The sequence below is a fragment of the Gelatiniphilus marinus genome, from assembly GCF_042684345.1.
GTDB classification, from domain to species: Bacteria; Bacteroidota; Bacteroidia; order Flavobacteriales; family Flavobacteriaceae; genus Gelatiniphilus; species Gelatiniphilus marinus.
Genome location: NZ_JBHULK010000003.1, coordinates 23,206 through 38,620 on the forward strand (window position 1 = coordinate 23,206; position 15,415 = coordinate 38,620).

The window sequence follows — 15,415 nt, forward strand, 5'->3', positions numbered from 1 at the left end:
TTGCAGAATATTCCAGAAGCGATATAAAATTCAGTCTTAGACTGTTATAGAAGTAAAAATTATGAGTAATATAGTAGCCATAGTAGGTCGCCCAAATGTGGGGAAATCAACGTTTTTTAACCGTTTAATTCAGCGTCGAGAAGCCATTGTAGATGCCGTTAGTGGCGTAACCAGAGATAGGCATTACGGTAAAAGTGACTGGAACGGTAAAGAGTTTTCGCTTATCGATACCGGTGGTTATGTATTGGGAAGTGATGATGTTTTTGAAGCTGAAATCGATAAACAAGTGGAACTGGCTATTGATGAAGCCGATGCTATTATTTTTATGGTTGATGTTGAATCTGGCGTTACGGGAATGGACGAAGATGTTGCCGAATTATTGCGTAAAGTAAACAAGCCCGTTTTTTTAGTAGTGAATAAGGTCGATAATGCAAAACGTGCAGAAGATGCCGTAGAGTTTTATGCCTTAGGACTGGGCGATTACTATACCATTGCCAGTATTAACGGTAGTGGCACCGGCGAGCTCTTGGATGCCCTGGTTGAAGCCCTGCCAGAGAAAGAAGATTTTATTGAAGATGAGCTGCCTCGTTTTGCCGTGGTTGGCCGCCCAAATGCTGGGAAATCATCGTTTATTAATGCATTAATCGGAGAAGATAGATATATAGTTACCGATATTGCCGGAACAACGCGCGATGCCATAGATACCAAATACAATCGTTTTGGATTTGAGTTTAATTTAGTCGATACGGCTGGAATTAGAAGAAAATCTAAAGTAAAAGAAGATTTAGAGTTTTACTCGGTAATGCGAAGTGTACGTGCTATCGAGCATGCCGATGTGTGTTTACTCGTTTTAGATGCCACCAGAGGTTTTGATGGGCAAGTGCAAAACATATTTTGGCTGGCAGAGCGCAATAGAAAAGGCATTGTGGTTTTGGTGAATAAATGGGATTTGGTGGAGAAAGACCACAAATCGATGAAAGAATTCGAGAAAACCATTAAAAAACAAATGGAACCTTTTACCGATGTGCCAATTGTATTTATATCGGCACTAACCAAACAGCGTATTTTTAAAGCTATTGAAACGGCCGTAGAGGTTTATAAAAACCGAGCCAAAAAAATAAAAACCAGTCAGCTTAACGATATCTTGTTGCCTATTATAGAAAACTATCCGCCACCGGCGTACAAGGCTAAATTTGTAAAAATCAAATACATTATGCAATTGCCAACACCGCAGCCGCAATTTGCGTTTTTCTGTAATTTGCCGCAATATGTAAAAGATCCGTACAAGCGTTTTCTTGAAAATAAACTACGCGAGCATTTCAATTTTAATGGTGTGCCTATTAGTGTTTATATGCGTAAAAAATAAGTTTTTAGCCAGAGTTACCAGCTACCACCGGCACCACCGCCAGAAAAGCCACCACCACCGCCAAAACCGCCAAAGCCACCCCCACCGGAGCTACCGCCAAAACCACCGGAATTTCTGCGGTAACTGCCACGCCCCATATTACTTAATATAATGGCTTCTAATATATCGCTGGCAGCAGATCTGTGGCCACCGTTTTTGCCACCGCCGCCTCTACGGTTTTTTGTAATGGAGATAAGGATGATAATGAATATAAAAAACAGAACAACAATAAAGCCAACAGGTGGTACGTTGGCGCCATTAGACGGTTTTTTATTGTTTTTATACTCACCACTTAGCACTTTAAAAATGGCATCAATACCTTTGTCTAATCCGCGATAATAATCGTTGCGTTTAAATTCCGGAATAATAACATTCCTAATAATTTCCCCGTTAATGCCAGCAGTTAGTTTATGCTCAACGCCATAACCTGGAGCAATCCATATTTTTCTGTCATCTTTTGCTAATAAAATAATAACACCGTTATCTTCTTTTTCTTGGCCAATTCCCCATTTGTGCCCCCACCTAGGGGCAAGTAACCCAATGTTTTCTCCTTTTGTTTTTGATATTATTACTATTAAAATCTCTGTAGATGTAGAGTCGTTATAATGTTTTAATTTGTTGTAAAGCAGTTGGTATTCTTTAGTGCTTAGGGTTTTGGTGCTGTCTATATCTATTACTGGCGGAATAAAACTGGGTTTTTCAGGAATATTATACTGCCCGTAAGAAAGATTGAAAGCACAAAAAAGCATTAAAAAGCAAAGGGTAAACTTTACTTCTTTTTTTAGTGATAGAATTCTTAAAACCGAATGCCGCATGTTAAAGGTTAGCCTTTTGATATTTCGTTAGAAAGTTCGTTGTTGTCGTTGTGTTTCCACGGAAAATGCAGGGCAAGTTCTGCACCCGCTTCAATAATGCCTTCAACCAAACCTTGTTTAAAGTTACCGGATTTAAAATGCGATTGCATAAGGTCTTTGGTGCTGTTCCAAAAATTATTAGGAACCACATCATTAATGCCTTTGTCACCATAAATTACAAAACTTCTATCGCTAATAGCAACATAAATTAAAACCCCATTTTGCAGTTTGGTATTGTCCATTTTTAAATAATGAAACACTTCCATAGCACGGGAAAACACATCTGTTTTCGATGTTTTTTCAATGTGCACACGTATTTCTCCCGAGGTTTTGGCTTCGGCCTTTCTAATGGCTTCAATAATTTCCTGTTCGTCTTCAGCAGAAAGAAAATCTTCTATTTTAGACATGGCGTTTTAGTTAGAAAAATCTACTTTAACTGGTTGGTTGGCACCAGCTTCAGCATCAAAATACGGTTTTTCATCAAAGTTTAACAGGCCAGCAAGTATGGTGTTTGGAAACTCGTTAACATGAATGTTGTAGGGTTTAATAGCTTCGTTGTAACGTGTTCTTGCTGTTTGTATGGTGTTTTCTGTACTGGTTAGCTCGTCTTGCAATTTTAAAAAGTTTTGGTTGGCTTTTAAATCTGGGTAGCGCTCTACGGTTACCAATAAGCTTTTTAATGCGCCACTTAAGCCCCCTTGTACTTGGTTGTACTGGGCGAGTTGCTCTGGTGTAACATTTGCTGGGTCTATAGATATGGAAGTGGCTTTTGCGCGTGCATTAACTACAGCCTCTAAGGTGCTTTTTTCAAAGTCGGCAGCTCCTTTAACGGTGTTAACCAAATTGCCAATTAGGTCGTTTCTGCGTTGGTAAGAGGTTTTTACGTTGCCCCAGGCTTCTTTTACGCCTTCGTTTAAATTAACAGCTGTGTTGTTAAACCCTTTCCCCCAAGAATATAAGCCAATTACAAGTATTCCTAAGATAATCCATGGTAAAAATTTCTTCATTTTTTATTGTGTTTGTTTAGTTTGTTTTTAATGTAGCAATAATAGGTCTAGAGTAAAGTTAAAATGTTACAAATGATTTTTAATTTTAATCAATTGGTTTTTAACATCCTCGAGTTTACTAACAATTTCAAAATTATTCAAAGTTTCTTTTTTGCCTTCTTTTAAATGAATTTTTGCACCTTCTAAAGTAAAGCCCCGCTCTTTAACAAGATGATAAATAAGCTTTAGGTTTTTAATATCTTCTGGTGTAAATTTGCGGTTGCCTTTGGCATTTTTTTTTGGTTTAAGCACGTCAAATTCTTTTTCCCAAAAACGTAACAATGAGGTGTTTACATTAAATGCTTTGGCTACTTCTCCAATGCCGTAATATCTTTTGTCTGGTAAATCTATGTGCATTAGTCTAAGGATTGGTTTTCTAAAGAGGCGTGCTCTAATAATTTGCTGAATTCTTCAGCAGTTAAACTACCATAATAAAAATTAATTGGGTTTATGCGCTTACCATCTTTAAATATCTCGTAATGTAAGTGTGGTCCCATAGAGCGCCCTGTGTTTCCAACATAGCCTATTACGTCGCCACGTTTAACTCTTTGGTTCTTTTTTACGTTGTATTTGTGCAAATGCGCATATAGGCTTACATAGCCAAAACCATGATCTATCCTTATGTGCTTGCCATAACCGCTGGATCTGGCATCTGCACGTTTTACAATGCCATCGCCCGGGGCATAAATGGGGGTGCCTTTTTGTGCCGAAAAATCCATGCCCCAATGCATTTTTTTAACCTTGGTAAAGGGGTCTGTACGCATGCCGTATCCAGAGGCCATTCGTGTTAAATCTTCGTTTTTAACGGGTTGTATGGCTGGTATGGCGGTTAAAAGTTTTTCTTTTTCTTCTGCTAGAACGGTGATTTCATCCAGTGATTTAGACTGTACCACAATTTGTTTTTGTAAAATGTCTAAGCGTTTGTTGGTTTCAATTATAAGTTCAGAGTTGTCAAAGCCTTCAAGGTTTTTATATCTGTTAATCCCACCAAAACCAGCTTTACGTTGCTCGTCTGGTATGGGGTTGGCTTCAAAATACACCCGGTATATATTATTGTCTCTATCGGCAACATTGGCAAGTACGGCTTCGGCTTCGTTCATTTTTTTGTTTAGCAATCCAAATTGTAGCTGCATGTTCTGTAGCTCTCGCTTTAAGGCTTTTTCCTTAGGCGATTCAATATATAGATTGGCAATAGAAAAAATAATAAAGGAAAACAGAAAAGCCGCTAAAAGAAAAACCGATATGTATGCAAAGGTTTTTCTTTTTTTACGCTCTATTTTTCTATAGGAAAGCGATTCCGGATCGTAATAATATTTTACCTTACTCATTGTTTAAATTATGCTATTTTTGCAATTCCTTAAGTTTAATGTAAATATTAGGATTTTATTGCTAAACGACCAAAGATAAAAATTGTTTTGCAAATAGAGTAATTTAACAAATAGTGCATATTAAGATAAATGAAATCACAAGAGATTCGATCGAAATTTTTAAGTTTTTTTGAACAAAAGAAACACAGCATTGTACCGTCTGCACCCATGGTTTTAAAAGACGACCCAACTTTAATGTTCGTAAATTCTGGTATGGCGCCCTTTAAAGAATATTTTTTAGGAAACGCAAAGCCAATAAACAATAGAATTGCCGATAGCCAAAAATGCCTGCGTGTTTCTGGTAAACATAACGATTTGGAAGAGGTTGGTTACGATACCTACCACCATACTTTGTTTGAGATGCTGGGCAATTGGAGCTTTGGAGATTACTTTAAAAAAGAAGCCATTGCCTGGGCCTGGGAATTGTTAACCGAGGTTTACCGTATCGATAAAAACATGTTGTATGTTACCGTTTTTGAGGGAAGCAACGATGTCGATAAACTGCCCATGGACACCGAAGCTTACGATTTCTGGAAACAGCACATTGCCGAAGACCGCATTTTAAAAGGCGATAAAAAAGATAATTTCTGGGAAATGGGCGATCAAGGTCCCTGCGGCCCATGTAGCGAAATCCATGTAGATATTAGATCTGCTGAAGAAAAAGCCAAGGTTGACGGCAGGGATTTAATAAACCAAGACCATCCGCAGGTTGTAGAAATATGGAATTTGGTTTTTATGCAATACAACCGAAAAGCCAATGGCAGCTTAGAAAGCTTACCCGACAAGCATATCGATACCGGTATGGGCTTCGAGCGGCTTTGTATGGTTTTGCAAGGCGTGCAATCTAATTACGATACCGATGTGTTTACGCCCATAATCAGAGAAATTGAAACCATAACTGGAAAAACCTACGGCAACGATGAGCCAACAGATATCGCTATTCGTGTTATTTCAGATCACGTTCGTGCTGTTGCTTTCTCCATTGCAGATGGACAATTACCAAGTAATACGGGTGCAGGCTATGTAATTCGTAGGATTCTGCGTCGTGCCGTACGTTACGGATTTACCTTTCTCGATAAAAAAGAACCTTTTATTTACAGATTAGTAGATGTGTTAAGCCATAAGATGGGGGCTGCTTTCCCAGAATTAATAGCGCAAAAACAATTGATTGAAAATGTTATTAAAGAAGAAGAGCAATCGTTTTTGCGGACAATATCATCAGGGATTATTGATATTGAAGCTATAATGAAAGTGATAAACCAAGCAATTTATTTGCATGGAATTCCTAAAGGAAGGAAAGAAGAAGAAGTTAGGGTTATATCTGGAAAAAGTGCCTTTGATTTATATGATACTTCAGGTTTTCCATTAGATTTAACTCAACTTATTGCTAAAGAGAATAACTTTACAGTTGATGTCGAAGGATTTAATCTTGAAATGCAAAAACAAAAAGACCGTTCGCGAGCAGCCAGTGAAACTTCAACTGATGATTGGACCATTTTAAATGATGAAGCAGAAGCAGAATTTGTTGGTTACGATACACTTGAGGCTAATGTAAAACTAACGCGATACAGAAAAGTAAGCTCTAAAAAAGATGGCGATAGGTATCAATTGGTTTTCAATGTAACGCCATTTTACCCCGAAGGTGGCGGGCAAGTTGGAGATAAAGGCGTTTTAGAAGATGCCCACGGCAATGTGGTCTATATTTTAGATACCAAAAAGGAAAATAATGTTATTATCCATTTTGCTAAAAATCTACCCAAGCATTTAAACGAAACTTTTAAGGCAGTAGTAAGTAGCGAACACAGAGATTTAACTTCAAGCAACCACACAGCAACACATTTATTGCATCAAGCACTAAGAGTTGTTTTAGGTAATCATGTCGAGCAAAAAGGCTCTTTGGTTAAGCCAAAATCTTTACGCTTCGATTTTTCTCATTTTTCTAAAGTTACAACAGAGCAATTGCAAGAAATAGAAGACTTTGTAAATGCTAGAATAGAAGGTAAATTACCTTTAGAGGAAAACAGAAAAGTGCCTATGCAACAAGCCTTAAAAGAAGGTGCTACGGCTTTATTTGGTGAAAAATATGGCGATACGGTGCGTACCGTTCGTTTTGGGCAATCTTTTGAATTATGTGGCGGAATACACGTAAAAAACACAGCCGATATTTGGCATTTTAAAATTGTTTCTGAAGGTGCTGTAGCATCAGGAATACGCCGTATTGAAGCTATAACTAATAAAGCGGTTAAAGAGTTTTATCAAAGCAATAACCAATCGTTTTTTAAAATAAAAAGTTTGCTTAATAATGCCAAAGAACCCGTAAAAGCACTTCAGAATTTACAAGAAGAAAATACGAAGCTTAAAAAGCAAATCGAGGCTTTATTAAAAGACAAAGCAAAAAATATTAAAGGAGAACTAAAAAGTGAGTTACAAGATGTAAATGGCATTCGGTTTTTAGCTAAAAAACTAGATTTAGATGCCTCTGGAATTAAAGATATTGCTTTCGATTTGGGTAGCCAGTTTAATAATCTATTTTTACTATTTGCCACCGAGCAAAACGGAAAAGCCTTATTGTCCTGCTATATTTCAAAAGAATTGGTAGCAAGCAAAGGTTTAAATGCAGGGCAAGTGGTTAGAGAATTAGGGCAATTTATTCAAGGCGGCGGTGGCGGACAACCGTTTTTCGCTACAGCTGGAGGGAAGAAACCAGATGGCATTGATGAGGCTTTAGCAGAAGCTAAGAAGTTTATAGAATAAAAGTTATAACGCAGAGCTTCACAGAGTAAAAAAACACAGATGTTCTCAGAGAATTTTAAAGGTAAAGTTTCTCTGTGAGTCTTTGTGATACTCAGCGAACCTCAGTGTAATAGTTGTGAGTATGAAACTACAAACCAAAATAACACTTCAACCGCAGCAATATAATCAAATAGATTATAAATCTAGTGTCTTGTTATTGGGTTCGTGTTTTGTTGAGAATATTGGTAACAAATTAGAATATTTTAAGTTTCAGAATCTTCAAAATCCCTTTGGTATTTTATTTCAACCTTTGGCCATTGAGAAGTTATTAACCAATGCTATACATAAAAAAGAATATCGAGAAGAAGATGTGTTTTTTCATAACGAACAATGGCATTGTTTTGAGGCGCACTCACGATTAAGCAACACCTCAAAAGAAGAGTTGTTAGCAGATTTGAATAGTTCTATTAAAGGAACAAATAGGCAAATTAAAAGCGCAACACACATCGTAATCACATTAGGTACTGCCTGGGTTTACAGTCATATTAAAACAAATAATACCGTAGCCAATTGCCATAAAGTACCACAGAGAAAATTTTTAAAAGCATTGCTTTCGGTTGATGAAATTTCAAAATCTTTGCAGTCCATTGAGGAGCTAATTAGAAGCGTTAACAAAAAGGCATCTATTCTATTTACCGTATCTCCAGTGCGTCATTTAAAAGATGGTTTTATTGAAAACATGCAAAGCAAAGCACATTTAATTACAGCAATTCACCAAGTGGTTGGGCCAAGAAACAATCTACACTACTTTCCTTCTTTCGAAATCATGATGGACGAGCTGCGCGATTATCGTTTTTACAATGAAGATATGTTGCATCCCAACCAAACGGCAATCAATTATATTTGGGAGAAATTTCAAAGTGTTTGGATATCTAATGAAGCTTCAAAAACCATGGAAGCGGTTGATGGTATTCAAAAAGGCTTGCAACATAAACCCTTCAACCCAAATTCAGAAGCACATCTTCAGTTTCTTCAAAAATTGGAATTAAAAATAAAAGAGATTCAATCTGCGCACCCAAAAATTTCATTTTAATCTAAATTCTTTTTTCAGTCTTGATTCTTGTTTCTAAAAGCGAAGCGGTCTAACCTCTTTTTATAAAATATACGCAATTCATCGTATTGTTTGGAGGTCTCCTTTGTTGCAATTTTGGTGTGTTATTAACCATAAAAACAAATTCAACAATGAGACATTTAAAATTAATGGTTTTACTATTGGCGGGTTCGCTAATGTTAAACGCACAAAAAGCAGAAACACCAGACAGTAATTACGATTTGGGAGCAAAAATAAATGAAATGACACTTACCATTGGTGGTGTTTTGGTAGTCGCCACCAACAATGGTTTGGTAGGTATAAAGCCAACCGAAAATCAACCGGTATTTACCTTTAACAATTTTGGGAAGCTTAAGCCAGAAGAAACACAATTTATTCCAGGTTCGCCATATATAGTGGTGTCTCAAGGTGCAGATTCTAAATTTGCAGGACTCGTAAAAACCAAACGTGCCGTAATTGATTATATGCAAGGTACAGTGATTTTTAATTCGGAAACCGATAATTGGAATCAAATATATACTTGTAATGTCATTTTACCCGAGAATAAGCTTATTGTAAGTGGTATTCAAAAAGAAGGCGATAAGTTTGAAAAAATGACGCCAAAAGTCGCCGTTTACGATTTAAGTACCCGAAAATTAGATTATAGCTTCTTTTTAGATAAACCTGGTAGAGTTGGAGTAGCAAAGGATTTTAGCGTTACTGGCGTGCCGTTGCTTTTAAACGATTTTTTAATTATTCCAACGGCACAGGGGTTAATTGCCAAATCGCATACTGGTAAAGATTTGTGGAGCACTAAAATTAAAGGAATCAATTGGATGGTTTCCAATAAAACCGAAAGCGAAATTTATGGTTTTGAAACCACAACAAACGGCAAAAATACACGCATCCATAAAATAGGAAAAAATGGTGCAGAGTTGTGGCAAGACGACAGAAAGGTAAAAGGCAATGTTTCTAACTTTGAGATTTTACCACAAGGATTAGCGGTAGTTAGTGATGTGACAGGAGGAAGCGGAGCACTAGCCGCAAAATCAGAATCAAAAATAACTATGTTTAGCGCATCAACAGGAGAAGATTTATGGGAAAAAGCACCAAAAACAAAAGGCTTTGTGCAACATTTTTATGTGCAGGACGATGGTATTTTGTTTGGTATTCAACAAGGCGGTATTAATAAAATCTCGTTCGACGGGAAAACATTGTTTAGAAAGCCTTTAAAAACCGGTGAAAACATTATGGTTATGGCAGAATCGCCACAAGGGTTACTGTATATTACAGGTGAAGATGCCAATATCGTTAATTTAAAAACAGGTGAGGCAGTTTGGAAAAAGCCTTTAAAATATAAAAACTCTGTTGCTGTAGCATCGACTTTTGATAGCGCAAAAAACAGATATCTTATTGCTGCCGATAAAACCGTTTTTGCCATAGACGCAAAATCTGGAGAAGTAACCGAATTGGCAGACCTCGATTTTGATGAAAAGGAAGCAGCAAACACTATACAGATTCGGGGTGGTAATGTGTTTTTAAGCGCGTCGCAAAACATGATGTTGTTGGACAGCAACGGAAAAAAAGTGTATCACGAGTACCATAAATCGCCCGGAAAAAGCGGTTTTATGAAAATTGTTGGTGGTGTTGTAGCAGCAGCTTCTTTGGTTGCAACGGTATCTACGGCAGCGGCAGGAGCAAATAAAACCGGTTATGGCAGTAGCAACAATTTAAGAAATTATAACGATTATGGTAAAGAAGCCAAAAGAGCGTCCGATATGTTTGCCTCCATTGCCGATGCTTCGTTTAAAATGATGTCCGAGCGTTTTAAAGCCACATCGGCTACAAAGGATGCGCAGTTTATTTTAACAAAACTAGATAGTGGTGTAGGATTGGTAAAGGTAAACAAAGATACTGGCAAAGTGGATAAGGAAATTTTGTTAAAAGACAAAAAACCAGAATACAAAGTAGATGAGTTTGGGGGCTACTTATATTATAAAGCTAATGATAAAAGCATTTATGCATATAGCCTTAAAAAATAAATCTTGTTGTTGAGATTTGTTGATTAGGCGTAATAGATTACAATATTGCGCTTAATCTTTTTTTAAAACACTTTTGTCGAAAAATTAACGAACATATTACTTTAAGTTGTAGATTTAAAATGCTATTAATCAGTTCATATCAAAAAAACATCGGTTGCTTTAAACCCTTTATAAGGTCTGCAATTGATGTTTTTTTTGTTACCTTAATTATCTATTTTAATTATGGAATGGCTCTTGTTTTTTGAAATTCTAATTGTAGTAACAATAGTTGTTTTGATGCTATTTGTCCTAAAAGCATTTTTTGCAATTGTGCTTTTAAAAAAAACATATCAAAACCGTTTTAACTATTTAAAAAACAAATTGCATATTGAGACTGAAAAAAGCAAATCCATCCATCAAAAAACTATACTTATAAATAGCTTAAACAAATCGTTGTACAATAGAGTTTTTAAAATTATTGAAACATTTTTTTTGTTTCAAAAACTCATGTTTGAGGAACGAGACAATTAATTTTATATGAAACAAAAAAGTCTCTCGATTTTATTGTTAATTTTTGGTTTTTTTTTGTTTTCCCAAAACAATCCAGTAAAAATTGACAGTTTAAAAACTATTGCAAATACCAGTAAAAATCCAGAAGAAAAAGCTGTTGCCTTAAACCAAATTGTCGATGGGTATTTCGATGTAAGTAAAGACTCAGCCGAGGTTTATATTAACAAAACACTACAATTCACCAAGGATAAAAAAGAATTAGAACACATATACATTCATAGTTTGCTAAAATACGCTCAGTTGTATATTATAAAAGGCGATTACGAAACCTCTGCCAAATATTACAATAAGGCTTGGGAGATTTTAAAAAATGAGTTTAATTACGACCTTTATACCAAATATTACGGCGATTTGGGGGTGCTTAGTTTTTACAAAGGCGATTTTAAAAGCGCATTGCAAAACTTTGACAAAGCATTGCAGCTTGCCGAAGAAAAAAACAATGAAGAAGATCAACTGCGGTTTCTTAACAACAAAGCCTTGGCCATGTCTTATTTGGGTAAGGCAGAATCCTCGCTAACGGTACACAAAAAAGCCATAGAACTTGCCGAAAAACTTAACGACTCTACATCTTTGGGTAAATCGTTCAACAATATTGGGTTGATTTATGAAGATATGAAAGCCTACGAAAAAGCTTTGGAATTTTATTTGGAAGCGCTTGAAATTAAAAAAAACGGAAAAAGTAAAGTCGATGTCGCCAACAGCCTATTTAATGTGGCTGGTATGTACAAAGAAATTGGAGAGAAAAATAACGACACGTTACTATATGCCAAAGCCGAAAATCACTATAAGTTGGCCATTAAAAAATCTGAAGAAATAAATTATGGTAAGGTTATTCTATTCTCAAAAACAGGAATGGCGCAATTGGCAACCGTAAGAAATAAACCTTTAAAGGCCATTAAAATATACGAATCGGTTGTTGAAGCGGCAAAAAAAGCAAACGACAATCAAACCTTACGCGTAACTTATCTCAATTTAGGTGTAAATCATCTTAAAATTAATAATTTAAAACAAGCAGAAGCTTATCTGTTAAAGGCAGAACCACTTATTGTTGAAGCCGAAAATCCATCCGATATGGCAAGTGTTTTTAAAAATTTGTCTGTGCTTTATAAAACTACTAACAATGTCGCCAAAGCATTGGAGTATTTTGAAAAACAGTACGAGGTTGAAAAAAAACTATCAAATAACTCATTAAAAGATAAAATATCTGAATTTGAAGTAAAATACGAAACCGAGAAAAAAGAAAAAGAAATCCTTTTGCAACGTGCCGATATTGCCGAAAAAGAACTGAATCTTAACAGAAAAAACACCCAGCTTTTCGGTTTGGGCATTTTGGCCATTGTTATTGCTGTTTTAGGGTATTTACTGTTCAATCAACAAAAATTAAAAAACGAGCAGCTTAAAAAAGAAAGCGAGTTAAAAGAGGCTTTGGTAAAAATTGAAACCCAAAACCGATTGCAAGAACAGCGTTTAAGAATTTCGCGCGATTTGCACGATAATATTGGCGCGCAACTCACTTTTATTATTTCTTCAATCGATAATTTAAAATACGGTTTTAAAATAACTAACGATAAACTCAACAATAAATTAGGCACTATAAGTGAGTTTACAAAAGACACCATTTATGAGTTGCGCGACACCATTTGGGCCATGAATAAAAGTGAAATTTCTTTGGAAGATTTACAAGCCCGAGTATCTAATTTTGTTGATAAAGCAAGTGTTTCGGCAAATAAAACAAGCTTTAATTTTAATATTGACCAGTCGCTTTCAAAAAACTTGCAATTCTCTTCGGTTAACGGCATGAATATTTACCGCATTATTCAAGAAGCTATAAATAATGCGATAAAATACGCCCAAGCTTCAAACATCACTGTTGAAATAAAAAAGAGAGCCGATAAGTTACAGTTTGCTGTGAAAGATGATGGCGTTGGTTTTGATGAAAGTGAAATTAAAGCGGGAAATGGGTTAAACAACATGAAAAAACGTGCAGCTGATATCAATGCCCAAATTAACATTGAAAGCGTTTTGGGCAAGGGCACAAAAGTAAAATTAAAGGTGTAAATAGTATATGAAATATAAATTAGCCATAGTTGACGATAATTCTTTTTTAATAAAAATGATTGAAGAAAAATTGTCTTTTTTTGAAGCATTATCGGTTAAATTTACGGCTATAAATGGTAAGGAGGCACTACAAAAACTAGAAGCCAACCACAACATCGATTTAATTTTAATGGATATTGAAATGCCCGTTTTAAATGGTATTCAAGCAACCGAGATTATTAAAAATAAATACCCGCATATTAAAATTATCATGCTTACGGTTTTTGATAACGACGAGCATATTTTTAACGCCATAAAAGCGGGCGCCGATGGCTATTTGTTGAAAGAAATTAATGCCAAAGATTTGTACGATGGTATTTTGGAAACCTTAAATGGCGGTGCCGCCATGACCCCATCCATAGCCATGAAAACCTTAAAATTGCTCAGAAACCCTATGGCGTTAAACAATTCTGAAGAGAAAGAAGTCATCAAGTTAACCCCAAGGGAGATAGATGTTTTAGAGCAGTTAAGCAAAGGTTTAAGCTATAATGCCATAGCCGAAAATCTATTTTTGTCAGCAGGTACTATCCGAAAGCATATCGAGAATATTTACCGAAAATTACAGGTGCACAACAAACTGGAAGCTGTACAAAAAGCTAAAAAAAACAATTTAATTTAGAGTGTTTGTTTTTTATTGCAATTCATGCGTTCAAATAAAATTATGCTAAATTAGTGCATGCGAAAAATTCTATTTGGTGTCATCATCACATTGGTTGTTTTATTCACTTTTAAATATTGCGATGAAAAAAAAGAAGATAAAATTGTGCTTCAGGAAAGTTCGGCACTCATTCAAAAGCAAATCAAAAATGTTGGAAAATTAATAGTTAACGAAGGCCATTTTAGCGAAGTATTCAACTATAAAAATTCCAAAGAGATTTTTGGGGAATATTTTACGTCAAATAAAAAAGCGTTGGTGGTTGTAAATGCCGAGGTAACTATTGCTTACGATTTAAGTAAAATTGAATTTAAAATAGACGAAGCCACTAAAACCCTTCAAATAATCAATATCCCGAAAGAAGAAATTAAAATAAATCCAGATTTGGAGTATTACGATATGCAATCCGATTTTTTAAATCCGTTTGAAGCCCAAGATTACAACGCCATTAAAAACACCGTAAAAGCATCTTTAGCCAAAAAAATAGAGGCATCCGATTTAAAAGCAAATGCCAAAAACAGACTGATTAGCGAGCTCTCAAAGTTTTATATTTTAACCAATTCCTTGGGTTGGACATTAACTTATAACGATACCACGATGACTTCCTTGGAGACCTTCCAAAACTTAAAACTGTAATTTTATGGATAAAGCCACTTTGCAAAACATCCACAATCGTATAAAGCCGTACATTCATAAAACGCCGGTATTAACCTCAAAATTAATAGACGAGATATGTGATGCCCATGTGTTTTTTAAATGCGAAAATTTCCAAAAAATGGGTGCATTTAAAATGCGAGGAGCGGCCAATGCTATCTTAAATTTAACCGAAGCGCAGAAAAGTAAAGGCGTCGTAACGCATTCGTCGGGTAATTTTGCGCAGGCCCTTTCGTTGGCAGCAAAACAAATAGGCGTAAAAGCTTATATTGTAATGCCCAAAAATGCGCCACAAGTTAAAAAGAATGCGGTAAAAACCTATGAGGGCATTATTGTTGAATGCGATTCAAACATTAAAGCGCGAGAAGAAGAAGCTCGTAGAATAGTTGTTGAAAAAGGCGCAACTTTTATTCATCCATCAAATGATGACAATGTGATTCGCGGTCAAGGTACAGCGGCCATAGAATTGTTGGAAGATTATCCCGATTTAGATTATATCTTCACACCCGTTGGCGGTGGCGGTTTATTGGCAGGAACGCTTTTGGCGGCAATAAATTTTTCTGAAAATTGTAAAGTGATTGCAGGCGAACCTAAAAATGCTGATGATGCTTACAGATCGCTATTATCAGGGAACATCGAGAAAAACACTACCACAAACACCATTGCCGATGGATTGAGAACGCATTTAGGCGACAGGAATTTTCCAATTATTAAAAAACAGGTTGAAAAAATTATACGGGTTGAAGAAGATGAAATAATTTATGCCATGAAATTGATTTGGGAGCGCATGAAAATCATCATCGAACCCTCGAGTGCCGTAGCTTTTGCTGCCGTTTTAAAACAGAAAGACGCTTTTAAAAACAAGAAAATAGGCGTGATAATTTCTGGTGGAAATGTAGATTTACGTCATCTTCCCTTTTAAA

General features: G+C 35.9%; 13 protein-coding genes. 8 read left to right on the forward strand and 5 right to left on the reverse strand.

Annotation, left to right across the window (positions count from 1 at the left end; all coding sequences use genetic code 11):
- The first annotated feature begins 61 nt into the window (after window positions 1–61).
- Window positions 62–1,366 (forward strand): ribosome biogenesis GTPase Der, encoded by a 1,305-nt coding sequence (gene der, locus ACFSQS_RS08875; protein WP_388017302.1) that lies wholly within the window; start codon window positions 62–64, stop codon window positions 1,364–1,366.
- A gap of 14 nt (window positions 1,367–1,380) precedes the next feature.
- Here der and ACFSQS_RS08880 read toward each other — a convergent pair whose 3' ends face one another.
- The 5 genes from ACFSQS_RS08880 to ACFSQS_RS08900 form a co-directional block, all read right to left on the reverse strand.
- Window positions 1,381–2,220 (reverse strand): TPM domain-containing protein, encoded by an 840-nt coding sequence (locus tag ACFSQS_RS08880; protein ID WP_388017305.1) that lies wholly within the window; start codon window positions 2,218–2,220, stop codon window positions 1,381–1,383.
- 8 nt (window positions 2,221–2,228) lie between these two features.
- Window positions 2,229–2,666, reverse strand: coding sequence for a TPM domain-containing protein (locus ACFSQS_RS08885; protein ID WP_388017308.1), 438 nt, complete (start codon window positions 2,664–2,666; stop codon window positions 2,229–2,231).
- 6 nt (window positions 2,667–2,672) lie between these two features.
- Window positions 2,673–3,266 (reverse strand): LemA family protein, encoded by a 594-nt coding sequence (locus tag ACFSQS_RS08890; RefSeq protein WP_388017311.1) that lies wholly within the window; start codon window positions 3,264–3,266, stop codon window positions 2,673–2,675.
- A gap of 66 nt (window positions 3,267–3,332) precedes the next feature.
- Window positions 3,333–3,662, reverse strand: a complete 330-nt coding sequence (locus tag ACFSQS_RS08895) for a MerR family transcriptional regulator (RefSeq protein ID WP_388017314.1) — start codon at window positions 3,660–3,662, stop codon at window positions 3,333–3,335.
- Entirely contained in the window at window positions 3,662–4,633 is a 972-nt protein-coding gene (locus tag ACFSQS_RS08900; protein WP_388017317.1) for a M23 family metallopeptidase, read from the reverse strand. Before ACFSQS_RS08900 ends, ACFSQS_RS08895 begins: the two co-directional genes overlap by 1 nt.
- Before the next feature lie 129 nt (window positions 4,634–4,762).
- On the opposite strand from ACFSQS_RS08900, the gene alaS reads away from it, so the two are divergent.
- The 7 genes from alaS to ACFSQS_RS08935 all read left to right on the forward strand — a co-directional run bounded on the left by alaS (window position 4,763) and on the right by ACFSQS_RS08935 (window position 15,414).
- Entirely contained in the window at window positions 4,763–7,426 is a 2,664-nt protein-coding gene (alaS, locus tag ACFSQS_RS08905; RefSeq protein ID WP_388017319.1) for an alanine--tRNA ligase, read from the forward strand.
- Between the two features lie 121 nt (window positions 7,427–7,547).
- Window positions 7,548–8,498 carry a GSCFA domain-containing protein gene (locus tag ACFSQS_RS08910; RefSeq protein ID WP_388017322.1) on the forward strand — a complete coding sequence of 317 codons (951 nt, stop codon included), beginning with the start codon at window positions 7,548–7,550 and terminating at the stop codon, window positions 8,496–8,498.
- Between the two features lie 149 nt (window positions 8,499–8,647).
- Complete coding sequence (locus tag ACFSQS_RS08915) at window positions 8,648–10,537, forward strand: outer membrane protein assembly factor BamB family protein (protein WP_388017325.1); 1,890 nt, start codon at window positions 8,648–8,650, stop codon at window positions 10,535–10,537.
- A gap of 516 nt (window positions 10,538–11,053) precedes the next feature.
- Window positions 11,054–13,144: a tetratricopeptide repeat-containing sensor histidine kinase gene (locus tag ACFSQS_RS08920; RefSeq protein ID WP_388017328.1), complete on the forward strand. Its 2,091-nt coding sequence runs from the start codon at window positions 11,054–11,056 to the stop codon at window positions 13,142–13,144.
- A 7-nt stretch (window positions 13,145–13,151) separates the two neighbouring features.
- On the forward strand, window positions 13,152–13,802 hold the full coding sequence (locus ACFSQS_RS08925) for a response regulator (protein WP_388017331.1): 651 nt from the start codon (window positions 13,152–13,154) through the stop codon (window positions 13,800–13,802).
- A gap of 57 nt (window positions 13,803–13,859) precedes the next feature.
- A complete protein-coding gene (locus ACFSQS_RS08930) occupies window positions 13,860–14,474 on the forward strand; it encodes a DUF4230 domain-containing protein (RefSeq protein ID WP_388017334.1) in 615 nt (204 codons plus the stop codon).
- A gap of 4 nt (window positions 14,475–14,478) precedes the next feature.
- Window positions 14,479–15,414 (forward strand): pyridoxal-phosphate dependent enzyme, encoded by a 936-nt coding sequence (locus ACFSQS_RS08935; protein WP_388017337.1) that lies wholly within the window; start codon window positions 14,479–14,481, stop codon window positions 15,412–15,414.
- Window position 15,415: the final 1 nt, after the last annotated feature.

Coding starts and splice junctions, on each gene's coding strand:
- der (WP_388017302.1), top strand. CDS start 62: ATGAGTAATATAGTAGCCATAGTAGGTCGCCCAAATGTGGGGAAATCA.
- ACFSQS_RS08880 (WP_388017305.1), bottom strand. CDS start 2,220: ATGCGGCATTCGGTTTTAAGAATTCTATCACTAAAAAAAGAAGTAAAG.
- ACFSQS_RS08885 (WP_388017308.1), bottom strand. CDS start 2,666: ATGTCTAAAATAGAAGATTTTCTTTCTGCTGAAGACGAACAGGAAATT.
- ACFSQS_RS08890 (WP_388017311.1), bottom strand. CDS start 3,266: ATGAAGAAATTTTTACCATGGATTATCTTAGGAATACTTGTAATTGGC.
- ACFSQS_RS08895 (WP_388017314.1), bottom strand. CDS start 3,662: ATGCACATAGATTTACCAGACAAAAGATATTACGGCATTGGAGAAGTA.
- ACFSQS_RS08900 (WP_388017317.1), bottom strand. CDS start 4,633: ATGAGTAAGGTAAAATATTATTACGATCCGGAATCGCTTTCCTATAGA.
- alaS (WP_388017319.1), top strand. CDS start 4,763: ATGAAATCACAAGAGATTCGATCGAAATTTTTAAGTTTTTTTGAACAA.
- ACFSQS_RS08910 (WP_388017322.1), top strand. CDS start 7,548: ATGAAACTACAAACCAAAATAACACTTCAACCGCAGCAATATAATCAA.
- ACFSQS_RS08915 (WP_388017325.1), top strand. CDS start 8,648: ATGAGACATTTAAAATTAATGGTTTTACTATTGGCGGGTTCGCTAATG.
- ACFSQS_RS08920 (WP_388017328.1), top strand. CDS start 11,054: ATGAAACAAAAAAGTCTCTCGATTTTATTGTTAATTTTTGGTTTTTTT.
- ACFSQS_RS08925 (WP_388017331.1), top strand. CDS start 13,152: ATGAAATATAAATTAGCCATAGTTGACGATAATTCTTTTTTAATAAAA.
- ACFSQS_RS08930 (WP_388017334.1), top strand. CDS start 13,860: ATGCGAAAAATTCTATTTGGTGTCATCATCACATTGGTTGTTTTATTC.
- ACFSQS_RS08935 (WP_388017337.1), top strand. CDS start 14,479: ATGGATAAAGCCACTTTGCAAAACATCCACAATCGTATAAAGCCGTAC.